The following is a 22507-nucleotide window of genomic DNA, read 5'->3' as shown; positions in this document are numbered from 1 at the left end:
GGGATGCGATGCCGGATACTTACGCAACCGACTTCCAGGAACGATACTACAGTTCTTCCGATGGGCTGAAACTTTACGCTCGTGACTACCGGCCCCGCGAAGCCGCAGCCACGGGACTGCTACCGGTGATCTGTCTGGCGGGCCTCACCCGCAATACGCGGGATTTCCATCCGCTTGCGCTGCTTCTCTCTCAAGACGAAGCCATGCCGCGCAGGGTGATCGCGCTCGATTCTCGCGGACGGGGAAACTCGGCGTGGGACGAGAACAAGTCGAACTACAATCTCGCAATGGAAGTAGGCGACGTTATTACCGCTTGCGCTGCACTCGGCATCGAGCGGGCAATCTTCATCGGCACGTCCCGGGGCGGGCTGATTTTGCATCTGCTTGCGGCGATGCGGCCGGATCTTCTCGAAGCCGTCATCTTCAACGATATCGGGCCTGTAATCGAGGCGGAGGGGCTGGTACGGATCCGCGATTACCTCAACAATGGCAGGCGGCCAGCGGACTGGAACGAGGCGGCCGAGATACTGAGGGAAAATCATCGTGCGGCGTTTACCGCACTTGAAGAGCAAGATTGGCACGAGATGGCGCACGCTCTCTACCGTGACGTCAGCGGAAAGCCGGTCGCCGATTTCGACCCCGCCATCGCGGAGGCACTTCAATCAGTCGATTTCAGCCAACCGCTGCCTGATCTTTGGGCGCAGTTCGAAAGCCTGAACCAGCTGCCGCTCTTGTTGATCCGCGGCGAAAATACGTTGCTGCTTTCACAGGAAACCGCGAACGAAATGGCGCGACGGCATTCGGGATTGGCTCTGCATGCCGCTTCAGATCAGGGACACGCGCCACTTCTACACGTGGGGAGCATTCCGACCGCAATTCAGGCTTTTCTTACCGGCTGCCGATAGGCGTTACCTTTTCGTGCTCGACTTGTCGGAACGGCGGCCGAAAAGCAGAAAGCCCGGCTCAAGAGCCGGGCTTTCCTCATTGCCTAATCAAATCAGATTAGAACGAACGCTGCAGACGGAAGTAACCCGTCGTGGAGTCGTCGCCATCATCCGGATCGAGGTACTGAACCGAAGCCTTGGCGTAGAAGTTATCGACGATCTGGTAATCAACCGTCAGACCGACCTTCCAGGCATCGCCGAGACCGTCGAAGTCGTCCGGAACAGCCTTGCCGCCGCCAAAGTAGTTGCCGTAGTACTGAACGGCCGGGGTGATCTTCAGCTTGTCAGTCGCCTTGATGGCGTATTCAGCAGCAACAGCCCATTCAGCCGCAGAGTAGTAGGAGTTCGGGCCGGAAGAATATACGCCGGCGAGGCCGAGCGTGCCGGGACCGATGTCAACCGTACCCATAGCGCGGACAGCACCGTCTTCGTTGTCGGCGTCGTAGCCGGCAGTGATCTGGTAGCTGAAGATACCAGCCTTTCCGCCGAGACCAACGGCAACGCCGAAGTTGTTCGGACCTTCGCCAGCCTTGTAAACGCCGTCTTCCAGTTCGTCGACGCTGATACCAGCGTAGAAGTCACCGGTTTCGTACTGATAACGGATGGAGTTGTGCAGTGTTTCGACCGAACCGATGTCGTCGGTTTCGCCGGAGAGGCCATCGTCCCACCAGCTATAGAAGAGACCGGCGCGGAAGCCCGCGACGTCGAGGTAAGCGGAGTCGAGCTTGGCTTCCTGGCTGGAGGCATTGTCAGCATTGAACTGCATGACGATGACGCCGGTCAGCGGACCGTATTCGGTATCGCTCTTGGCCGTGAACTGAACCTGACCGCGGGTAACTGCATCCCAGTCAGAATCGCCGCCGACGTCTTCGCCAACGTTAACCTGGAAACGGATGTAGCCTTCGATCTTGAGGCAGGTTTCGGTGCCCGGGATGTAGAAGTAGCCGGTGCCGTAAGCGTCGCAGACGCGAACATATTCAACCGGTTCCGGCTCAGCAGCAACAATAGCGTCAGCAGCCTGAGCACCGGATACTACTGCGAGAGCAGCAGCGGAGCCGAGAAGAAGGCTCTTGATGTTCATAAATGACCTCCAATTCAAAGTTTCGATCGGGTTTGGGATCTTTCGCTGAGCAGCGTTCCCTGCCCCATCCCCGTGTTTCAAGAAGTGGACGATCAGTCGCCCTCGCTTCCGATGCTGAAAATACAAGACGGCAGCCGTCACGCAATCACCAACTTACTCGGATGGGGGGTTTACCGGAGCCTTCCCGACGTCCTGTTGCTGAAAGGACACAAGTCGGGCAGGCGGGCCTGATTTCCTTTATGCTTTGTTAAGAAAACGCTGATTTTGCGGCTGCTTAGGCGAGATCGACAAAGCGCTGGACTTACGCTTCACGACACATTTGGGACGCTTTTCGGACAAGTTCGCGTCTTTGACGTCGAGATCCGGATCGCAGGAAGCGTAACCGAACGTTCACGGACCCGCTTTTGCCCGCCCGTCTGATCCTGGGTGCGGGAATGATTCCCGCAGGCGATTCTCCTCGATCGAGGCGAAGGATCTTCCCAGCATTCAGCCGTCGGGCACAGCCGACTAAGCGAACACGATTCTCCGTCAGGGGCTAACGACCGATATATGTTGGGAATGCCCGACCTGAGACATAGGTGACGTTTTGTACCGGAGACATGGGTAACACTTTTCGGTTTTGGCGGGAGGTGTTGATGCCGTGGAAAGAGACTTCGGTGATGGAGGAACGTCTACGTTTTGTCGCCCGGCTGCTTGAGGGCGAAGGCATGAGCGATGTGTGCCGGGAGTTCGGCATCTCGCGCAAGACCGGTTACAAGATCTTCAACCGCTACAAGGATGATGGCCTGGAGGCGCTGACGGATCGGTCTCGCCGGCCGGTGCGTTACGCCAATCAACTGCCTGAGCCGGTCGAGGCGATGATCATCTCGTGCAAGAAGAACAAGCCGCATTGGGGTGCCAGGAAGATCAGAGAACTGCTGGTCAAGCGCCTGGCCGGCGATGTGCGCATTCCCGCCAAGAGCACGGTGCACGCGGTGCTCGACCGGCACGGGCTGGTCGCTCATGCCCGCAGGCGACACCGCTTTCGGGCTGAGGGAACGGCCCTATCGCAAGCATTGCTGCCGAACGATCTGTGGTGTGCCGACTTCAAGGGCGAGTTCAAGCTCGGTGACGGCCGATACTGTTACCCGCTGACGGTCACCGACCAGATGTCACGCTTCCTGCTCGCCTGCGAGGCCTTCGAATCGACAAAGGAGGTGGGTGTGTTCGAGGCGTTCCGCCGATTGTTTGCCGAACGCGGTCTGCCGAATGCCATCCGCAGCGACAACGGCCTGCCATTCGCCAGTCCCAACGGCCTCTACAATCTGTCGAAGCTGTCGGTCTGGTGGCTGCGGCTCGGCATCGGCCTCGAGCGCATCAGGCCGGGCCATCCGCAAGAGAATGGCCGGCATGAGCGCATGCACCTGACGCTGAAGAAAGAGGCGACGCGTCCACCCGGCAAAAATATCCTACAGCAGCAGGCCCGCTTCGATGCATTCGTCAGCGAATTCAATACCGAACGGCCGCATGAAGCCCTGGCGATGAAGGTGCCGGTCGATCTCTACACGCCATCGGCGCGCCGATATAACGGGCTACCGGAGATCGATTATCCGTTCCACGACCGTGACGCACTGGTGACCAATTGCGGCCGCATCTGCATGCACCGCAAGAAGATCAATATCTCCACCGTGCTGGCCGGACAGAAACTCGGCATCAAGGAAGTCGACGACGGTATTTGGCTCGTCAGCTTCATGCACTATGATCTCGGATATATCGACCTGGAGCAGAGGACCTTACAAACCATCGACAACCCGTTCGGCACGAGGTTGTCACCCATGTCTTAGGTACGATCTGTTACCTATGTCTCCGGGCTGGACAGAAATCAAAATGGCGGAGAAGATGGGATTCGAACCCACGATACGCTTTTGACGTATACTCCCTTAGCAGGGGAGCGCCTTCGACCACTCGGCCACCTCTCCGGTGCGGCCTAACTATGGTGACCGGTCTGTGAATGCAAGGGTTTTTTGAGCTTTCACCAGAAGAAATACTCCGGGCAGTCTTCCAGCTGGCTGTGCAAACGGGCCTGGTTCCGCAGCACCGATCCGCGGAAATTGATCTCGCTTCGTTCCCCGTCACAAAAAAACAGGGCTAGTCTGGCCGTCAGGCTCCCGGGAAAGGATCGGCAAGGCGGCTGTGCCATCGGCAACGATCCTTTTCACCGGTCGTTTCCTATCTTAGCCCAACAGGCTCTTTAGATCCGCGGAAGGATCAGCGAGAATCGATTTGTCGGGATTAATGCCCGATTCAAGCAGCTTCTTGCCTGTGACATAGGCTTTCGCGTCGTTGATTGCGTCGACGGCGATCAACTGCCCTTCCCTAAAGTACCAAACCGAATGCGCACCTTCTCGGGCGCCGGGGCGCTGCAACGTCTCGTCATAACCGAGATTGAAGCCGGCGATCTGCAGCTTGACGTCATACTGGTCGGACCAGAACCACGGCTTGGGCTCATAAGGCTCGCTACCGCCGGCGATGACGGCCGCCGCCGCCTCGGCCTGGTCGACGGCGTTCTGCACCGATTCGAGCCTGATGCGGCCGCCCTGCCAGGGAAGCGCTGCGCAATCGCCCGCCGCGAAGATCGACGGATCGGAGGTGCGGGCGAATTCGTCGACGATGATGCCGTTGGCGACTTCAAGGCCGGCTTCCTTGGCGAGCTGGTCGTTCGGCACGACGCCGATTCCGACGACGACGAAGTCAACATCAATGACCGATCCGTCGGAAAGCGCTGCACCGGAGACGCGGCCATCTTTGCCGATCAGATGCTTGAGGCCCGTCTTCTCGCGAATCATGACGTCGTGGGTCTCATGGATCGCGCGCATGATGTCGGCCGTTTCCTTCGCCGCAACCCGCTGCAGAATTCGGTCGGCCATCTCGATGACGGTGACCTCAAGGCCGCGGTGGCGTGCGACGGCTGCCGCCTCAAGGCCGATATAACCACCGCCGATGATGAGCACTCGGCGGCCGGGGCGCATTTCATCAGCCAGAAGATCGGCGTCACGTTTGTCGCGAGCGACATAAACGCCTTCGAGGTCGCCGCCGATCGCGGCCGGCAGTTGGCGAGGCGTCGAGCCGGTGGCGAGCACAAGTGTGCCGTAGTCGAGAACGGAGCCGTCCTGCAGCAAGACCTGTTTGTTGTCTCGGCTGATCTGCTCGGCCCAGGTCGAAAGACGAAGGTCGACGTCATTGTCGGGATACCAGTGCTCCGGGCGGAACAGCAGGCGGTCGAAACTCATTTCGCCGAGCAGATATTTTTTCGAAAGCGGCGGACGCTGATAGGGAGCGACGTCTTCTGCCCCGATAAGGCTGATCGGGCGCGTATCCTTCAACGCACGCAGCTTGGCCGCCAATGCGAAACCGGCCTGTCCCGCGCCGATGATCACCAATCTATCCGTCACGATATCACTCCCGAAACCTGAGCCCGACAACCTTGCCGAGGCCTATCCCCTGCTCCGCGCGCCGTCAACGGAAAGCGGCATCTTACATTCAGCCTATCTCGATCCAGCGACGCTCGTGGAAGGACTGTGCCATGGCATGCACCGACTTCTCTATCCTGAGACCGTCTTCGAATGTCACGATCGACGACGGCTCGCCCGATATTGCCCGAATCAACTCGCGGCATTCGATGATCTTCAGATCGTTGAAACCGAGTCCATGGCCGGGCGCCGGAATGAAGCGATCATAAGGCCGATGGGCAGGTGCCGCCAGTATCTTGCGGAAGCCCTGTTCGGAGCCACGCCCCTCGGCCTGATAGAGTTCGAATTCGTTCATGCGCTCCTGATCGTAAACGATCGAGCCTTTCGAGCCGAAAATCTGCAGAGCGATGCGGCCCTTGCGTCCCCAGGCGGCCCGATTCGCCATCAACACCGCGGAAATACCGCCGCCAAGCCGCATCAGCACATTGGCGGCATCATGGTTTTCGACCGCGCGGCGGCCCCCCTCGCTCAAAGGGCGATCCGGATAAGGCTTTGCCATATCCGTTATGACAGCTTCGACATGACCGAAAAGATACCAGAGCAGCGACAGCGGGTGCACGGCGAAATCGTCGAGCGCGCCGTAGCCGGCGGAAAGCTCGCTCTTCCAATAGAAGAAGGCGTCGGGATCGGCCATGAAATCCTCGTCCATCTCGACGCGGATATGATTGACCACGCCGATGGCGCCCTCGCCGACGAGCGTCTTGATGTGCCGCATGACCGGATTCTGGATGTAGTTGTAGCCAAGGGCGGCGACCTTGCCGGATTTCTTTGCCGTTTCAAGCATGCGCTCGGCATCGGCATACGCCGGCGCCATCGGCTTTTCGCACCAGACATGCTTGCCGGCCTCCAGGGCAGCAATCGCCATCTCGGCATGGAACTGGTTGGGCGTGGTGACGGAGACGACGTCGACATCGGGGTCAGCGATCAATGCCTTCCAGTCGGCCGTGGCCTTCTCAAAGCCGAATTCACCAGCCCGCGCCTCAGCGAGCCCGGCATTGGCTTCCGCAAGATGCACGAGACGCGGACGCTCGACATCGCCGAAGACCGTCTTCACCGCATTCCACGCCAGGGCGTGGCACTTGCCCATATAACCGGTGCCGATCAAACCGATGCCGAGTGGCTTCATTTTCCGTCTCCTCCAGAGCTATGCCGCGGATTTTTGGAATATTTGGATCATTTTGACAAGAGACTACTGGCGGAGCTTTTCCGGCCTTCAGCCGGATAAACTGTTCAAAACCCTTCAATTACAGGAGATTAAAAACAATTAGGCGAGCCGTTTGAAATCGTCTATGCTCGGCAATTATGGAATATTTGTTTCATCTGGTGAGCCGCAAGCATGGATAACGATTCTCCGAGGCACGCGCGTGTGCCGCGCGATTTCGAAAGTCTGCGCAGCACCATCATCGAGCGCAAGGCGAGCATGCCGAAGCGGTTGGCGCAGGTCGCCGCCTTTGCGCTCGGCAATCCCGATGAGATCGCCTTCGGCACGACGGCGAGTATCGCGGCCGCTTCCGACGTCCAGCCTTCGACATTGGTGCGGCTGGCACATCATCTGGGCTATGAGGGCTTCTCCGATCTTCAGAGCATCTTCCGCGAAAGGCTGCGCGACCGGACACTGAGCTATGAAGAGCGCCTGGTTACGCTGGAGCAGTCGAGCGGCGACGACGAGGACGCCAATCTGCTTTCTGGCTTCATTGCCGCGGCAAACCAGTCGGTCAATCGGTTGGCGGCGACAGTGCAGAGCGACACTTTTACCAAAGCGGTGAATATCCTAGCCAGCGCCGAAACGATCTATCTGATTGCCAAGCGACGCTCCTATCCGCTGACGGCGCATATGACCTACGCTTTTTCCAAGCTCAACATCCGTCACCAGATCGTCGCCTCGCCGAACGGCGTCGATCCTGAGATGGTGCAGTTCGCAACGCCCAAGGATGCGGCGATCGCGGCGAGCTTCTCGCCCTATGCGGCCGACAGCCTCACCCAGAGCCAGGAGCTTGCCGATCGCGGCGTGCCCGTCATCGCGATCACCGATTCGGCCTTCTCGCCCCTTGCCGCCTGCGCCACGCATTGGTTCGAAGTCGCAGAAGCCGATTTCGCCGGCTTCCGTTCACTTTCGGCCTCGATGGCGCTCACCATGGCGCTGCCTGTTGCCATCGCCGAGCGGCGCCGCAAGCGTCAGCACTCAAAACCCGCAAAAGTGAAAATGGAATAAACATTCCGAATTGACAATTTTGTGGAACCAATGTTTCATTATTGAAAATTCGCAGGCACTGGAAGCCGCGCAAAATCTAGCGGGAGGACATCATGGTACAATCGAATCCGGGCATACAGCCGGAGCCGGCGCTTGATGTAATCACCATCGGCCGCTCATCGGTCGATCTTTATGGCCAGCAGATCGGGTCGCGATTGGAGGATATCGCCTCCTTCGCCAAATCCGTCGGCGGCTGTCCATCAAACATCGCCATCGGCACGGCGCGGCTCGGCCTCAAGTCCGGTCTCATCACTCGCGTCGGCGACGAGCAGATGGGACGCTTCATCCGCGAGCAGGCGGCGCGCGAAGGTGTCGCTACGGACGGCATCGTCACCGACAAGGAACGGCTGACGGCGCTGGTGCTGCTTGCGGTCGAGGCCGAGGGCGTGTCGCCAATGATCTTCTATCGCTCCGACTGCGCCGATATGGCGCTCGAAGAAAGCGATATCGACGAAAACTTCATCAAATCCTCGCGCGCCGTTCTCGTTTCCGGCACGCATTTCTCAAGGCCGAATACCGAGGCCGCACAGCGCAAGGCGATCCGCATCGCCAAGGCAAACGGCCGCAAAGTCATCTTCGACATCGACTACCGGCCGAATCTCTGGGGCCTTGCCGGTCATGCAGAAGGCTTCGAGCGCTATGTGAAATCCGACCGCGTCTCCTCGAAGATGAAAGAAACGCTGCCGGATTGCGATCTCATCGTCGGCACCGAAGAGGAAATTCTCATCGCTTCCGGCGCTGATGACGTGCTCGGCGCACTGAAAGAGATCCGCCGCCTGACACCGGCGACGATCGTCCTGAAACGCGGCGCCATGGGCTGCATCGTCTATGACGGGCCGATCGCCGACGACCTCGAAGCCGGCATCGTTGGCCAGGGTTTCCCGATCGAGGTGTTCAATGTGCTCGGCGCCGGCGATGCCTTCATGTCCGGCTTTCTGCGGGGCTTCCTGCGCGACGAGCCGCTGAAAACCTGCGCCACCTGGGCCAATGCCTGCGGTGCGTTTGCTGTCTCCCGCCTACTCTGCTCGCCGGAATATCCGACCTGGGCGGAACTCGATTTCTTCCTCAAGACCGGGAGCAAACATCGCGCGCTTCGCAAGGACGAGGCGATCAACCATATCCACTGGGCATCGACCCGGCGCGGCGAAATCCCGCTGTTGATGGCGCTGGCGATCGATCACCGTTCGCAGCTCGTCAGCGTCGCCGATGAACTCGGCGTTGGCCATGACAGAATCGTCGCCTTCAAGCGGCTGGCGGTCGAGGCGGCGGCCCGGGTTTCGAACGGCCGCGATGGCTATGGCATGCTGATCGACGAACGATTCGGCCGCGACGCCTTCTTCGATGCGGCGACGAAGAATTTCTCCTGGATCGGCCGGCCGGTGGAACTGCCGGGCTCGAAGCCGCTGCGCTTCGAATTCAGCCAGGATATCGGCTCGCAGCTTGTGGAATGGCCGCTCGGACATTGCATCAAATGCCTGTGCTTCTATCATCCCGATGATCCGGCCGACTTGAAGACGGAGCAGCAGGAGAAGCTGCGCACGCTTTTCGAGGCCGCGCGCAAGGTGGGCCGCGAACTCCTGGTGGAGATCATCGCCGGCAAGAACGGCCCGCTCACCGACGATACGATCGCAACCGCGCTCGAAGAACTCTACGCGCTCGGCATCAAGCCGGATTGGTGGAAGCTCGAGCCGCAGGCGTCGCGCGACGCCTGGAAGAAAATAGATGCGGTGATCGCCAAAAACGATCCATGGTGCCGTGGTATCGTGCTCCTCGGGCTCGAAGCGCCCGCCGACGAGCTGATCTCCTGCTTCGAGGCGACGCTGGCAGCTCCCTCGGTGAAGGGCTTCGCCGTCGGTCGGACGATCTTTGCCGATCCGGCGCGCGCCTGGCTCTCGGGCAACATGAATGACGAGGAGGCGATCGCTGATATGGCCGGCCGCTTCCGGCAGTTGACAGAAGCCTGGCTTAAGACGCGCGGGCTTCACTGAGAATTAAGACCCCTCCCCAACCCCTCCCCACAAGGGAGAGGGACTTAACTTGGGGCACCGCCTCGCAACTAGGCGGCAGCCGTCCTGCTGGGAGAAGCGCTACAATAGGCGTGGAACGGCGCGGCAAGTTAGCCCCTCCCCTTGTGGCGAGGGGTTGGGGAGGGGAACAGACAAAGAGTTAAAAGATTCGGGAGGCCCCGATGGGCAAGACAGTACGGTTGACGATGGCGCAGGCCGTCGCGCATTTCCTGAAAGTACAGATGACGATCGTCGACGGCAAAAAGGTGCCGATCTTCGGCGGTGTCTGGGCGATCTTCGGCCATGGCAACGTCGCCGGCATCGGCGAGGCTCTCTATCAAGTGCGCCAGGAATTGACGACCTACCGCGCCCATAATGAGCAGGGCATGGCGCATGCCGCGATCGCCTATGCCAAGGCGAGCTTCCGCCAGCGCTTCATGGCCTGCACGACCTCCATCGGTCCCGGCGCGTTGAACATGGTGACGGCCGCAGGCGTCGCGCATGTCAACCGCATTCCCGTTCTCTTCCTGCCAGGCGACGTCTTCGCCAACCGTGCGCCCGATCCGGTGCTGCAGCAGATCGAGGATTTCGGCGACGGTACGGTGTCCGCCAATGATGCCTTCCGTCCTGTTTCACGTTACTTCGACCGAATCACCCGGCCAGAACAGATCATCACGGCGCTGAAACGTGCCATGCAGGTGTTGACCGATCCGCTCGATTGCGGGCCGGTGACACTGTCGCTCTGCCAGGACGTTCAGGCGGAAGCCTTCGATTATCCGGAAAGCCTGTTTGAGGAAAAGGTCTGGACGACCCGCCGGCCGCAGCCGGACGCGGACGAACTCGCGAACGCCATCGCGCTGATCAAGGCATCGCAGAAGCCAGTGATCGTTGCCGGCGGCGGCGTGCTTTATTCGCAGGCGACGAAGGAGCTTGCCGCCTTCGCCGAAGCCCATGCCATTCCCGTCGTCGTCACCCAGGCCGGCAAGTCGTCGATCAACGAGACCCATCCGCTGGCGCTCGGCTCGGTCGGCGTCACCGGCACTTCGGCTGCGAATGCGATTGCCGAAGAGACGGATCTGGTGATCGCCGTCGGCACGCGCTGCCAGGATTTCACCACCGGCTCCTGGGCACTCTTCAAGAACGATAGCCTGAAGATGGTCGGCCTCAATATCGCCGCCTATGACGCGGTGAAACACGACAGCCACCCGCTGGTGGCCGATGCCCGCGAGGGTCTGAAGGCGCTTTCCTCGGGCCTTTCCGGCTGGAAGGCACCGGCGGCACTCGCCGAGAAGGCCGCCGCTGAAAAGAAAGTCTGGATGGAGGCTGCGGCCAAGGCGATGGCGACCACCAATGCCGCCCTGCCCTCCGATGCGCAGGTAATCGGTGCGGTCGTGCGTACGATCGGCGGCGATAACACGACACTGCTTTGCGCTGCGGGCGGCCTGCCGGGCGAATTGCACAAGCTCTGGCCGGCAACGGCGCCGGGTAGCTATCACATGGAGTACGGCTTCTCCTGCATGGGCTACGAGATCGCCGGCGGGCTCGGCGCCAAGATGGCGCATCCCGAGCGCGATGTCGTCGTCATGGTCGGCGACGGCTCGTACATGATGATGAATTCCGAGCTTGCGACCTCGGTCATGCTCGGCCTCAAGGTCAATATCGTCGTGCTCGACAATCGCGGCTATGGCTGCATCAATCGATTGCAGATGGGCACCGGCGGCGCGAACTTCAACAATCTGCTGAAGGACTCCTATTACGAGGTGATGCCGGAGATCGATTTCCGCGCGCACGCCGAAAGCATGGGCGCCATCGCCGTCAAAGTCAGTTCCATCGCAGAACTCGAGCAGGCGATCGTCGATTCCAAGAAGAACGACCGCACGTCAGTCTTCGTGATCGACACCGATCCGCTTGTTACCACCGAGGCCGGCGGTCACTGGTGGGATGTCGCGGTGCCGGAAGTCAGCCCGCGCGAAGAAGTCAACCAGGCGCGCAAGGGCTACGTCGAAGCCCGCGCTTCCCAGCGCATCGGCTGAACAGGTTATCGCCAATTTTCGGGAGGAGCGGAATCGCTCCTCCGCAATGTCTTTAAGGAGAATATTGATGAAGGCCAAACTCGGCATGTCGCCCATCGCGTGGTGGAACGACGACCTTCCTGAACTCAGCGACGATGTCTCCCTCGAGGAATGCCTGCGGCAGTCGCGCGGCGCCGGTTTCACCGGCATGGAGCAAGGCCGCCGTTTCCCCAGCAATCCGGAAGAAATGCTGCCGATCCTGCGCGCCGCCGACGTGACGCTGTGCGGTGGCTGGTTCTCCGGCACGCTTGTCAATGAGGAGCTTGCAGCCAACAAGGACCGCATTGCGCCGATGATCGAACTGTTCAAGGCGGTCAACGCGCCCTGCATCGTCTATGGCGAAGTCGGCCGTTCCATCCAGGGTGACCGCTCCAAGCCGCTCGCGACCAAGCCGCGCCTTTCCGATGACGAGATGAAGGCCTATGCGCGCCGCGTCACCGAATTCGGCGAATGGTGCGCCGAACAGGGCATGCCGCTCTCCTATCATCACCACATGGCGGCCGTAGTCGAAACCGAACCGGAACTCGACGCCTTCATGCGTAATTCGGGCGAAGGCATCCCTCTGCTGCTCGACGCCGGGCATCTCGCCTTTGCCGGCGGCGATGTGCTGCGCGCCATCGACAATCACCACGCCCGCATCAACCACGTCCACGTCAAGGACATCCGCAAGTCCGTGGTGGATGGGCTCGACCGCAGCCGCCAATCCTTCCTCGATGCTGTGGCGCTTGGCGCCTTCACGGTTCCCGGCGACGGCTCGCTCGATTTCGGCGCCATCGTCCAGCGCTTCGCCGATCACGGCTATGAAGGCTGGTTCGTCGTCGAGGCCGAACAGGATCCGCGTAAGGCGCCGCCGCAGAAGATGGCGGAGATCGGCCATGCCGAACTGATGCGTGTCATGACGGCCGCGGGCTATACCGTTGAAACGGAAGGCTTTCCCAAGGGATAAAGGCAAGATCTGCCGGACCGCTGGAGCAAGCAGCCCCTCATCCGCCATCCGGGCACCTTCTCCCGCTGAGGAGAAGGGGAATAGAGGCGGCGCGGCACATCCCTTCTCCCCTCGGGGAGAAGGTGGCGGCAGCAGGATGAGGGGGCCGCGCCCACCAACTTACGAGGAGAAACACCGATGCCAAACCTCAAGGTCAAACCGTCCGGCACACATGGCCGCGTCACGCATGTCACCCCGGAAAATGCCGGTTGGACCTATGTCGGCTTCGATCTGCACCGGATCAAGCCGGGCGAGACCATTTCGGGAGAGACGGGTGATCGGGAAGTCTGCCTGGTCTGGGTGACCGGCAAGGGCAAGGCTTCGGCCGGCACCCGTGATTTCGGCACGCTCGGCGAGCGTATGAACCCCTTCGACGGCGCGCCGCATGCGCTTTATATCCCGATGGAATCGACTTGGTCAGTCACGGCGGAGACCGAACTGGAACTTGCCGTCTGCTCGGCGCCCGGCGGCGGCGCCTATGAGGCGAAGGCGATTCCGCCCGGCACGCATCCGCAGGTGACGCGCGGCAAGGGCACGAATGTTCGCTACGTCAACAATATCATGCCCGAGGATGACAGCTCGGCGCATTCGCTGCTCGTCGTCGAGGTGATCACGCCAGGCGGCCACACCTCCTCCTATCCGCCGCACAAGCACGACCAGGACGACCTGCCGAACGAAAGCTTCCTGGAAGAGACCTATTACCATCGTCTCAACCCGCCGCAGGGTTTCGGTTTCCAGCGCGTCTATACCGATGACCGCTCGCTCGACGAGGCGATGGCGATCGAGGATGGCGATGTGACGCTGGTGCCGAAGGGCTATCATCCTTGCGCGGCAACACACGGTTATGATCTCTATTATCTCAACGTCATGGCAGGCCCAAAGCGGATCTGGAAGTTCCACAATGCTCCGGAACACGAGTGGCTGCTGAAGGCGTGAGAGCCGAGTTCGATTGCTAAATAATCTGACAGCGCAAATCCGCCGCTGATGGTTCACTGCCTCCATCCAAACAAGGATGGAGGATCATCATGCATAGCTCGAATTTCACCGTACCGGCCGACCATCTTCGCTCTTCGCGCGATATCAGATCCGGCGTGCTTCCTCAGGCAATCGCGGCAGTCCGCTGGCTGGCGCGCAAGATCAGCGAACGGCGCAACCGCAATGCGCTGATGGAACTTTCCGACGATCAGTTGAAGGATATCGGCCTTTCCCGGGGGCAAACGGAAAGCGACGTCCATGTCTATAGTCGCTACTGAAACATCCGCCTCATTTGTGATAGTGTCCCTACGGGCCGCCTTATCGGCGGCCTGTCTGATCAGGAACCTCTGATGTCGCAGTTTTCAATAGCACTGCTTCTGAAAACAAAGACCGTCACGATTCGTGACATCGTCTGCAATGGCGAATGCCGCCATAAGAGCGACGAGGAGTGCGCCCACAAGACGAGCCTCGTCTATCCCTATCGCGGCGTTTTCATGCGTCATGTCGGCCGCAACGATACGGTCGCCGAAGCCAATCAAATGCTGTTTTTCAACGCCAGCCAGGGCTACCGCATCAGCCATCCCATCGAGGGCGGCGATGCCTGTATCGATCTCGCGATCGACGAATCCCTGCTCGAAGAGCTGGCGCCGAAGGAGCAGATACAGGCCGGCCCATCATTTTCCTTCCGTCGCCAGCGCCGGCGGATCGATCCGCGTGCGCAGGCATTGGTCGCTCTTCTGCGTCATGGTCTCAGCCGCAACATCGCCGAAACGCTGGAGGCGGAAACACTGGCGCTGACGCTCGTGCGCCGCTCTCTCGGCGAACGCACGTCACATGCGGCAGGCGCGAGCACCGGCCGGCAGAAGCTAGTCGACCGGGCGAAGCTGGTGCTTTCCTCCGATCTCGCGCGGCGCTGGACACTTGGAGAAATCGCCTCCGAAGTGGGTGTTTCACCCGTTTATCTTACCCAGGTCTTCCAGCAGGTCGAGGCGACACCGCTTTACCGCTATCAGCTCAGACTGCGGCTTGCCCGCGCGCTCGATCTGCTCAGCCGGTATGACGATCTGACCGCACTCGGGCTCGATCTCGGTTTTTCCAGCCACAGCCATTTCAGCGCTTCCTTCAAAAAGGCCTTCGGGCAGAGCCCAGCCGAATTCCAGCGCTCGGCGCAATTGCGCCGCAGGTAAAGGTCCGCCACATCGCTAAAGATTTCGACAGCGGCGATGTGATCGTCGGTGATCTTATGAGCCTGCCCCGATCCCGGGACCATCAAACGGAGGATCACCAGATGAAGAAGACCACATGCGCTGCCTGCGACTGTGAACTCGGCGCAGAGACCATCACCGTCAAGCTCGGCGGCAAGACCGTCGAGGTTTGCTGCGAGGAATGCGCCAAGGCGCTGAACGAGGCCGACGCCGCGACATCGGCCGCTTCGAGTGACAAGGAATAGAAGATATGAGCAAAAGCCGCGCCGGGAGCGCGGCTTTTCCATGTCAGGCGGGCAGAAGCCCATAGCGCCAGCCGCGGCGTTTGGCGTTCTGCGACAGCACCAGAAAGGCAAGCACGAGCATTCCCGCCTCAGCAAAGACCGGCACCATCCATATCCCCTGCTCGCCAAAGATCAGAGGCAAGAGAAAGGTGAGCGGCAGGGTCAGCAGATAGGGCCGCGACAGGCCGAAGATCGCGGCGCGCGGAGCATCGCCGATCGACTGGAAATAGGACGAGAGAATCAACATCTGCCCGAAGAGGAAATAGGCGCCGATCGTCCATGGCAGGATTCGCCTGACTTCGGCGATGATAGCGGGGTCGGCGACGAAGACGGCGCCGAGACGGCTTGCCGACAGCTCGACGGCGATCTCCACCAGAGTGCAATAGACGAGCGCTGCGCCCATCGCGATCTGCAGGCTGCGGCCGACGCGGAGACCGAGACCGGCGCCGTGATTGTTGCCGACGATCGTCTGCAGCGCAATGCTGAGACCGAGCAGCGGCAGATAGGTGAAGGTCATGATCCGCGTGATGATGCCGTAGGCGGCAACAGTCGCGACATAGTCATGCTCGCTCCAGAACGAGACGTTGAGGAGAATAGCGGCGGAAGCCAGCGAGATGCCGATGAAGCCAAGGCTCATGGGCGCGCCGAAGGCGATGATGGCGCGCCATTCGGCAAACGCCAATCCCCGGGAGGACTTGAGCGCCGTCGGCCGGCGCCAACGATAGGCGAGCACGGCTGTAAGACAGACGAATTGCGATGCGATGGAGCCCATTGCCGAACCGAGCACACCCCAATGCATCACCGCCATGAACAGCCAGTTGGCAAGGATGTTGAGCAGCGAGGCCGACAGCGTCACCAGCGTCATGAAACCGATCTTGCCTTCGCAACGCAGCCCGACGAGATGCAGCGACAGGAAGAAGCTGACCGGTGCAAAGGCGATCATCACCCCCATGAACAGCATGGCGTTATGACTAACAGCCACGTTTCCGGCAGCGCCTGCATCGATGATCTGCCGCCCCAGGGTCCAATAGACCGTATTGAGGATCAAGATAACCGCAAGCGCCAGCGTATGGGCGCCGGCAAATAGCTGTCGCGCGCCCTGGCGATCGCCGGCACCGAGCCGCCGGGCGAGAATGCTCGCCATGCCGTTCGAAACGAGCGATTGCAGCGCAACCAGCAGCATCAGCCCGGGGAAAATCAAGCTGACGGCGGAAAGCGCGTCCGGGCCGACATAGGCGCCGAGGAAATAGGCGTCGACCACAGTGAAGAGGCCGTTGACGGTGGTGATCGCAATGATCGGCGCTGCCGTCCAGAGGAAAACGCCCGGCAGCCAGCCGGTGAGAAAGGCATTGCCTTCGGAAAGATCGGTCATGGTGAAATCCGTGCAATATCGGGCGGGCTCCGACCCCGGCTTGAAATGATCCGGATTCGGGCGCCTCGAAGAAGAAGAAAAACAATCTAGAGGTCGAGTACCAGGTGCGGCAGGCCGTTGGAGGTCTTCCTCGGCGAGACCCCATCGGCATCGATCTGCGCTGTCACGCGCCGGCGAAAGGCGGAAAAGCTTTCGAAAGTCACGACATCGACCGGCTCGTCGAAATGGATGGTGATCTTGTGAAGATCACCGCCCGGCAGAGCCGAAAGCGCCAGAATTTCGCCGGTGAACGGCTGATTGAGGTAACGGCCGCGAATATGCGCGCCGACGAAAAGTGACGTCTTCGGACTGGCATTGGGTTTTGCCGCAAGGGCAGAGAGCGTATTCCAGTCACGCGCGCCATGCTGGCGAGCAATCAGTTCCAGGGCCGCGCTGTGGGTCAGCGCAGTGCCGCGATCGTTCATCGCCTGGCGCAGGCGCTTGGCCTGGGCCTTCAGTTCTTCAATACCGGGATAGGTCGTCGTCATGGCGTGAGCCTTCAAAAGGCATGCTCTTCGACTGCGGATGGGAGCTCGCATTGCCGCCAGTCAGCATGCACAAAGGGCCGTGACCATGATCGCGAGGACTTCACCATGGATTTTCATCCGCGAGCGGCCGGTGCCTCGAACCGGCCGTCTGTATGCGCGAATGCCGCCTCCATGTCAAGAATGACGCACCCGCGCTACGAATGAGCAAATTTGGGGCAGAACTGCACAAAATCGGGGCGATTCGCCTATAGCCTTTGCAGAAAGCTTCAATCTTAACGATGCTCTTCAGCAATTGTCAGCACTCCCGCGTTATAATCCTGTCATACAATGAGCGGAGGCTAAAAGGGCCTTTCAGATGCACCTCGACACCGAACACCCCAAGCCGGAACGTGCTTACAGAGAATTCAATCTCGACAGACCCGGCAACATCATCTTCGTCGGCCATCACCTCAGCACCGGAACGCAGGTACGCTGCCTGATCCGTACAATCACCCTTGCCGGCGCACTGCTCGAAGTGAGCCCGAGCCTGGAAATGCCAAGCCATTTCTTCCTCGAGATCCTCGGTATCCATGACGAGATCGGCGCGACCGTGGTCAAGCGCGAAGGCGAATTGGTAACGATCAGCTTCAACATGCTGATCAATCCGGAATTCCTGCACCATGTGCTGCGGCTGAGCTTCGAAACCTGAGGCCTGCTGCGATCCGTGATTCGTCACCGCGCGGTACCCTTGTTTCGGCGCCCCGCCTTGCGGTGAGACGCGCAATAGCAGGAATGACCCAGAGAAATCCGCGCCACTCCGGCCGGTCAAGCGGATCGGCAAAAGGATCGCGGCGCTCCCGGCGATCGTGGACTTTCAATTCGTTGAAGAGAACAACCCAGTTGAGAAGCATTGCTCCGTCCTCCATCTATTTGCTGGAGTAGTTGAGCTAAGGCGTCACGCCCTTGCTATGTAGAGGCGCGGGGGAAAGGGGGTTTTCATCCATGAAAGACGCGAGCTGGGACGACCTTCAACTTTTCTTCCATGTCGCGACCGGCGGTGGACTTTCGGCGGCGGCATCGCGCACCGGGCTCAGCGCGCCGACGATCGGCCGGCGCATGTTGGCGCTCGAACGGGTGACGGGTCGCTCGCTGTTCAGTCGCGGCCCGACCGGCTATGTGCTGGCAAAGGATGGGCAAGAACTGCTCGATCGCGTCCGGCTGATGCAGGAGGCGGCGAGCGCAATCTCCGATTGGCGCGGCGATGTGCTAACGCTGCCAATCGTCTCGACCGCCGCCGACAGCTGGACCTCGCGCTTCATCGCCGACCATCTGGCCAGCGTCTGGACACCGAGGGACAGCTTCCGCATGTGCTACAAGACCCGCGATGTGAGCGTCGATTTCACCTATCGGGAGGCCCATGTCGCCATTCGCCACGGCCGACCCGATAGCGGCAACGTCGCGATCCGCCGGTCGGTCACTGTAGCGCATGCGGCTTACCAGTCGGCCCGCTACGACGAGACCAACTGCAACTGGATCTCGCTCGGCACCGATATCGCCATCACGCCGGCGGACAAATGGACTTTCGAACAGCCGGATTATTGGATCACCAGCTGGACGAACACGCCACATATGCTCTTTTACCTCATCCGAGGTGGTGCCGGTCGTGGCATACTTCCCTGTTTCATCGGCGATCGGGAGCGCGAACTCGTCCGCGCCGGCCCTGTAATCGATGAGCTGACCTACGACATGTGGATCGTCGCACATGATGACGAACGGCAACGGCCGGAGGTCAGGACTGTTATCGACCGCCTGGCGGCGCTCTTTGGCGATCATGAAGATTTGTTTGCCGGGCAAAAAACGGCAACGTGACCTATCGACACAGAAAACGCGGGGCGATCGGCCCGCGTTCCCTCGGTTTGTCGCAGCCGTTTCAGGCGGCGAGATGCCGTTCGATCTCATCGACCGGCATATTGGTATAGTCCTTCGCCAATTCGGCCGAGATCACCGACTGCGTCTCGGCCCCGAGCGCGGGTCGCAATACGCCGAGCGCTTTCGGCGGCGCAACGATGACGATGCGGCGAGCGTCCTTTTCGTGCACCAGTTCGTCCAGCCTCTCCGCCACTTGTTTCAGAAATTGCGCTTCGGCCTGGTCCTGCCAACTGGTCTCCTCGACGGCACTTCGGCTGAGGCCATCGGCGGCGTGGCTGCGGCCGGGCTTGTCGGTGCCGATCTCACGATCGGGCTCGCTCGGCTGTTTCAGGGTTTCCAGCACCTTCAGGTTCATCGATTGGGCATCGCCGGCATTCTGCATGATCAGAGCCTTGGCTCCGTTGCAGACCACGACCCATGATTCCCAAGGGACTCTGACATCGGTCATCTTCAACTCCTCGCTGTCGTCATTCGAAGCGCGCGCCCCGCGTCATCGGTTAAGGCAGAACGCCCGGCCATTGAAAGAGTTCGGAAAATTGCGTCGAAATCGATCGGGCGGCGATCCGACCGGCCGTTGCTGCGTAGAAGGACTTGTTCGGGAGATTGACGATGAAGACAGCCCTGCTCGCCTATGCCGGCGCCTTCCTCACCCTTCTTGTCTGCGACGGGATTTGGCTCGGCCTCATCGCCCGCAGCTTCTATCGCCAGCAGTTGGGGGCGCTGATGCTGCCCTCGCCCAATCTTGCGGTCGCCGCGCTATTCTATCTGTTCTTTACCGCCGCGGTGGTCGTGCTAGCCGTGCAGCCGGCGCTGTCGGCCGGCTCGATCACAACCGCGCTTGCCTACGGTGCCATTCTGGGACTGGCGGCTTATGGGACCTACGACATCACAAATCTCGCCACGCTCCGGAGCTGGCCGCTCGCCATGAGCCTGATCGACATGGCCTGGGGCACGGCTCTGACAGCGCTGACCGCCGCCGGCGGATATTTCGCCGTCAGATTTATCGGCTGAAACGAGAGCCCGAGGCGAAGATCCCGCGTCCCGATAATGGACATCCGGGCGTCCCGCTTGGAAACAAAGTTTAAACTCGTTAAAATTGTAATTTTATATTTGACGAATGCGCAAAACATTCATGTGACCTTGGTTCGAGCAAGACCCGCTTGAATGAGATCAAGATGCCCCTGCTTGAGATCAAGACCCCGAATGTGCCCTGTCTGACGGAGAATGTGAGATGACTATGCTCCGCGCCACACACCTTGCCACGGTCAAATCCGCCATCTACGACCTGCGCTGGGAGGAATTCAACGTTAAACGGCCCGCCCGTATCGTTGCCGTCCGGCCGTGCCTCACCGGCGTCTCCATGCGAAGCGCCGAGATCATCGATATCTCGCAGGGCGGCGCCACCTTCATCGTGTCGACTACCGCCGGCCTGCCGAAACACTATTATCTCAACATTCTCGGTCTGGCCTATCGCATAGGCTGCGCCGAGGTCTATCGCCACAAGGAACGCATCGGGGTGCGGTTCATCAACATCCTGGATCCTGAGGTTCTGCGCCGCGTCGTGCGCACCGACTTCCTCGTCGGCAACACGGAAGCGATCGCCGCCCGGCGGGCACCCATTTTCCGCGCGTGAACAGGCAGGCGATAGCCCGGCTGCGGAAATAATCTTGCTTGCCTTGGCCGTGCCCGGGCCTATTGTTGCGCCAATCGTCAATATGCCCGGGAAATCGCCTTCGCATGTCCGCTTTTTCGCGCTTTACGCCTCTTGCCAGCGCCCTGCCCTCCACAGTTCCCTTCGTCGGTCCCGAGGCGATCGAGCGCCAGCGCGGGCTTGCCGTTCTGGCCCGTATCGGCGCCAATGAGAACGGCTTCGGCCCGGCCCCTTCCGTCCTTGCGGCGATGCGCAAGGAGGCCGGCAATATCTGGAAATACAATGATCCGGAAAACTTCGCGCTCAGGGAAGCGCTGGGCGTCCATCTCGGCGTTCCGGCCGCTAATATTGCCATCGGCAGCGGCATCGATGAATTGCTCGGCCAGATCGTCCGGCTGGTGATCGAGCCTGGCGGGCCTGTCGTCACCTCTCTCGGCGCCTATCCGACCTTCAATTTCCATGTCGCCGGCTTCGGCGGCCGGCTGGTGACCGTTCCCTACGCAAACGACCGCGAGGATCTCGACGGGCTGCTCGATGCCGTCAAGCGCGAAAACGCGCCGCTCATCTATTTCGCCAATCCCGACAATCCGATGGGAAGCTGGTGGGATGCCGACAGGATCGTCGCCTTTGCCCGGGGGCTGCCCGAAACGACGCTGATGGTGCTGGACGAGGCCTATAGCGAGACCGGACCGGCAAATTCGCTGCCTTCGATCGCCTCGCTCATCGACCTGCCGAATATCGTTCGCACCCGTACTTTCTCCAAGGCCTACGGCCTTGCCGGATCACGCACCGGTTATGTGATCTCGACGGCGGGCACCGCGCAGGCCTTCGACAAGATCCGCAATCATTTCGGCATGAACCGGCTGGCGACGGCCGCAGCGCTCGCCGCCCTGGAGGATCAGGCCTATCTGGTCGAAGTGGTCAGCAAAATCCACGCGGCGCGGGATCGGATCGCCGGCATCGCCCGGGCGAACGGTCTCCAGCCGCTGCCGTCGGCGACGAATTTCGTGGCGATCGATGCCGGACGCGACGGCGTCTATGCTAAGGCGATCGTCGATGGCCTGATGGAGCATGGCGTCTTCATCCGCATGCCGGGCATCGCGCCGCTCAACCGCTGCATCCGCGTCAGCGTCGGGCCAGAGGCTGATCTGGCGCTTCTCGAAGAAACGTTGCCGCAGGTGCTGAAAAAGATCGGCCGATAACAGAAGAACCGCGCCCGGTGGAGGATCCGGCCGCGGTTCTCTTCTCCCGGCATCGGCCCTCTTCAAGCGCCCGCCAACCCCCTCTTTCGAGGTTGTTATTTCTTCGAATTGTCGGCAGGAGACGGTCTCAGTGAACCGTCATCCATTCGCGGGCGGCACGCAGCGCTGCTGCGAGCTGCATCTTGTTCATGGCAGCGGCCACGTCGGCGCGAAGCTCGGCGGCGCGGTCGTTGCCCTTGATCGCGGCGATGTTCAGCCACTTGTGGGCGGCAACCAGATCGACGTCGCAGCCGCGGCCGGTCGCATACATCAGACCCATTTCGCAGAAGATATCGGCGCTGTTGTTGTCGCCACCCATGGTGGCCGTTTCAGCATTATGCATTTCAAAGCGTGCCATCGGTTTTATCCCTGTTAGCCTGTTTATGACTTACCCTGTTTTACCTTCTGGCCTTGCCGTCTATCGCAGCTTTCGGCCCTTCCGGTCCGGCGGGTTTGCCCCGCTCGTTTGATGGGTTCACTATGCCAAACGGCTTTC

Annotated in this window: 23 protein-coding genes and 1 tRNA gene; 15 read left to right on the top strand and 9 right to left on the bottom strand. The window is 60.5% G+C overall.

Annotated elements, in window-relative coordinates; genetic code table 11:
• Nucleotides 1–8: 8 nt before the first annotated feature.
• Nucleotides 9–905, top strand: coding sequence for an alpha/beta fold hydrolase (locus NE852_RS07005; protein WP_258156335.1), 897 nt, complete (start codon nucleotides 9–11; stop codon nucleotides 903–905).
• 97 nt (nucleotides 906–1002) lie between these two features.
• Here NE852_RS07005 and NE852_RS07000 read toward each other — a convergent pair whose 3' ends face one another.
• A complete protein-coding gene (locus NE852_RS07000; protein WP_008522552.1) occupies nucleotides 1003–2025 on the bottom strand; it encodes a porin in 1023 nt (340 codons plus the stop codon).
• A 635-nt stretch (nucleotides 2026–2660) separates the two neighbouring features.
• Between NE852_RS07000 and NE852_RS06995 the strand changes: the two genes are divergently transcribed.
• Nucleotides 2661–3848 carry a helix-turn-helix domain-containing protein gene (locus NE852_RS06995; protein WP_258156334.1) on the top strand — a complete coding sequence of 396 codons (1188 nt, stop codon included), beginning with the start codon at nucleotides 2661–2663 and terminating at the stop codon, nucleotides 3846–3848.
• A gap of 44 nt (nucleotides 3849–3892) precedes the next feature.
• Here the strand turns inward: NE852_RS06995 and NE852_RS06990 are convergent.
• The 3 genes from NE852_RS06990 to NE852_RS06980 all read right to left on the bottom strand — a co-directional run bounded on the left by NE852_RS06990 (nucleotide 3893) and on the right by NE852_RS06980 (nucleotide 6660).
• Nucleotides 3893–3983: transfer RNA gene (locus NE852_RS06990), tRNA-Ser, on the bottom strand.
• Nucleotides 3984–4238: 255 nt separating this feature from the next.
• Nucleotides 4239–5456, bottom strand: a complete 1218-nt coding sequence (locus NE852_RS06985) for an NAD(P)/FAD-dependent oxidoreductase (RefSeq protein WP_008522556.1) — start codon at nucleotides 5454–5456, stop codon at nucleotides 4239–4241.
• 88 nt (nucleotides 5457–5544) lie between these two features.
• On the bottom strand, nucleotides 5545–6660 hold the full coding sequence (locus tag NE852_RS06980; protein WP_008522557.1) for a Gfo/Idh/MocA family protein: 1116 nt from the start codon (nucleotides 6658–6660) through the stop codon (nucleotides 5545–5547).
• Between the two features lie 210 nt (nucleotides 6661–6870).
• Here NE852_RS06980 and NE852_RS06975 point away from each other — a divergent pair, with 210 nt between their 5' ends.
• From NE852_RS06975 to NE852_RS06940, 8 genes are all read left to right on the top strand, one after another.
• Nucleotides 6871–7746 (top strand): MurR/RpiR family transcriptional regulator, encoded by an 876-nt coding sequence (locus tag NE852_RS06975; RefSeq protein ID WP_008522564.1) that lies wholly within the window; start codon nucleotides 6871–6873, stop codon nucleotides 7744–7746.
• A 92-nt stretch (nucleotides 7747–7838) separates the two neighbouring features.
• Nucleotides 7839–9773: a 5-dehydro-2-deoxygluconokinase gene (gene iolC / locus NE852_RS06970; protein ID WP_008522565.1), complete on the top strand. Its 1935-nt coding sequence runs from the start codon at nucleotides 7839–7841 to the stop codon at nucleotides 9771–9773.
• A 200-nt stretch (nucleotides 9774–9973) separates the two neighbouring features.
• On the top strand, nucleotides 9974–11824 hold the full coding sequence (iolD, locus tag NE852_RS06965) for a 3D-(3,5/4)-trihydroxycyclohexane-1,2-dione acylhydrolase (decyclizing) (protein WP_008522566.1): 1851 nt from the start codon (nucleotides 9974–9976) through the stop codon (nucleotides 11822–11824).
• A 67-nt stretch (nucleotides 11825–11891) separates the two neighbouring features.
• A complete protein-coding gene (gene iolE, locus NE852_RS06960; protein WP_008522567.1) occupies nucleotides 11892–12809 on the top strand; it encodes a myo-inosose-2 dehydratase in 918 nt (305 codons plus the stop codon).
• 177 nt (nucleotides 12810–12986) lie between these two features.
• The gene (gene iolB, locus NE852_RS06955) at nucleotides 12987–13784 is read left to right on the top strand and encodes a 5-deoxy-glucuronate isomerase (protein ID WP_008522568.1); all 798 of its coding nucleotides are present in this window, start codon (nucleotides 12987–12989) and stop codon (nucleotides 13782–13784) included.
• A gap of 89 nt (nucleotides 13785–13873) precedes the next feature.
• On the top strand, nucleotides 13874–14101 hold the full coding sequence (locus tag NE852_RS06950; RefSeq protein ID WP_008522570.1) for a DUF1127 domain-containing protein: 228 nt from the start codon (nucleotides 13874–13876) through the stop codon (nucleotides 14099–14101).
• 72 nt (nucleotides 14102–14173) lie between these two features.
• A complete protein-coding gene (locus NE852_RS06945; protein WP_008522572.1) occupies nucleotides 14174–15010 on the top strand; it encodes a helix-turn-helix transcriptional regulator in 837 nt (278 codons plus the stop codon).
• 101 nt (nucleotides 15011–15111) lie between these two features.
• The gene (locus tag NE852_RS06940) at nucleotides 15112–15273 is read left to right on the top strand and encodes a hypothetical protein (RefSeq protein WP_008522574.1); all 162 of its coding nucleotides are present in this window, start codon (nucleotides 15112–15114) and stop codon (nucleotides 15271–15273) included.
• A 43-nt stretch (nucleotides 15274–15316) separates the two neighbouring features.
• On the opposite strand, the gene NE852_RS06935 is transcribed toward NE852_RS06940, so the two are convergent.
• Nucleotides 15317–16684: an MATE family efflux transporter gene (locus NE852_RS06935; RefSeq protein ID WP_008522576.1), complete on the bottom strand. Its 1368-nt coding sequence runs from the start codon at nucleotides 16682–16684 to the stop codon at nucleotides 15317–15319.
• Nucleotides 16685–16770: 86 nt separating this feature from the next.
• Complete coding sequence (locus NE852_RS06930) at nucleotides 16771–17211, bottom strand: glyoxalase superfamily protein (RefSeq protein WP_008522577.1); 441 nt, start codon at nucleotides 17209–17211, stop codon at nucleotides 16771–16773.
• A 355-nt stretch (nucleotides 17212–17566) separates the two neighbouring features.
• Here NE852_RS06930 and NE852_RS06925 point away from each other — a divergent pair, with 355 nt between their 5' ends.
• Nucleotides 17567–17899 carry a hypothetical protein gene (locus NE852_RS06925; RefSeq protein ID WP_008522579.1) on the top strand — a complete coding sequence of 111 codons (333 nt, stop codon included), beginning with the start codon at nucleotides 17567–17569 and terminating at the stop codon, nucleotides 17897–17899.
• On the opposite strand, the gene NE852_RS06920 is transcribed toward NE852_RS06925, so the two are convergent.
• Nucleotides 17850–18101, bottom strand: coding sequence for a hypothetical protein (locus NE852_RS06920; protein ID WP_128623478.1), 252 nt, complete (start codon nucleotides 18099–18101; stop codon nucleotides 17850–17852). The genes NE852_RS06925 and NE852_RS06920 overlap by 50 nt on opposite strands.
• 91 nt (nucleotides 18102–18192) lie before the next feature.
• Between NE852_RS06920 and NE852_RS06915 the strand changes: the two genes are divergently transcribed.
• A complete protein-coding gene (locus NE852_RS06915) occupies nucleotides 18193–19059 on the top strand; it encodes a LysR family transcriptional regulator (protein ID WP_008522581.1) in 867 nt (288 codons plus the stop codon).
• 61 nt (nucleotides 19060–19120) lie between these two features.
• Here the strand turns inward: NE852_RS06915 and NE852_RS06910 are convergent, their stop codons facing one another.
• Complete coding sequence (locus NE852_RS06910) at nucleotides 19121–19567, bottom strand: host attachment protein (protein ID WP_008522583.1); 447 nt, start codon at nucleotides 19565–19567, stop codon at nucleotides 19121–19123.
• A 161-nt stretch (nucleotides 19568–19728) separates the two neighbouring features.
• On the opposite strand from NE852_RS06910, the gene NE852_RS06905 reads away from it, so the two are divergent.
• The 3 genes from NE852_RS06905 (at nucleotide 19729) to NE852_RS06895 (ending at nucleotide 21972) form a co-directional block, all read left to right on the top strand.
• A complete protein-coding gene (locus NE852_RS06905) occupies nucleotides 19729–20130 on the top strand; it encodes a DUF2177 family protein (RefSeq protein ID WP_008522584.1) in 402 nt (133 codons plus the stop codon).
• A 220-nt stretch (nucleotides 20131–20350) separates the two neighbouring features.
• Nucleotides 20351–20752, top strand: a complete 402-nt coding sequence (locus NE852_RS06900) for a pilus protein PilZ (protein WP_008522585.1) — start codon at nucleotides 20351–20353, stop codon at nucleotides 20750–20752.
• A 104-nt stretch (nucleotides 20753–20856) separates the two neighbouring features.
• Entirely contained in the window at nucleotides 20857–21972 is a 1116-nt protein-coding gene (locus tag NE852_RS06895) for a pyridoxal phosphate-dependent aminotransferase (RefSeq protein ID WP_008522587.1), read from the top strand.
• Between the two features lie 127 nt (nucleotides 21973–22099).
• Here the strand turns inward: NE852_RS06895 and NE852_RS06890 are convergent, their stop codons facing one another.
• Nucleotides 22100–22369: a sel1 repeat family protein gene (locus tag NE852_RS06890; protein ID WP_008522589.1), complete on the bottom strand. Its 270-nt coding sequence runs from the start codon at nucleotides 22367–22369 to the stop codon at nucleotides 22100–22102.
• Between the last annotated feature and the right edge of the window lie 138 nt (nucleotides 22370–22507).

Origin of the sequence: Rhizobium sp. Pop5, from assembly GCF_024721175.1 — a bacterium.
Taxonomy (GTDB): domain Bacteria; phylum Pseudomonadota; class Alphaproteobacteria; order Rhizobiales; family Rhizobiaceae; genus Rhizobium.
This window is presented reverse-complemented; position numbering and strand designations above follow the sequence as displayed.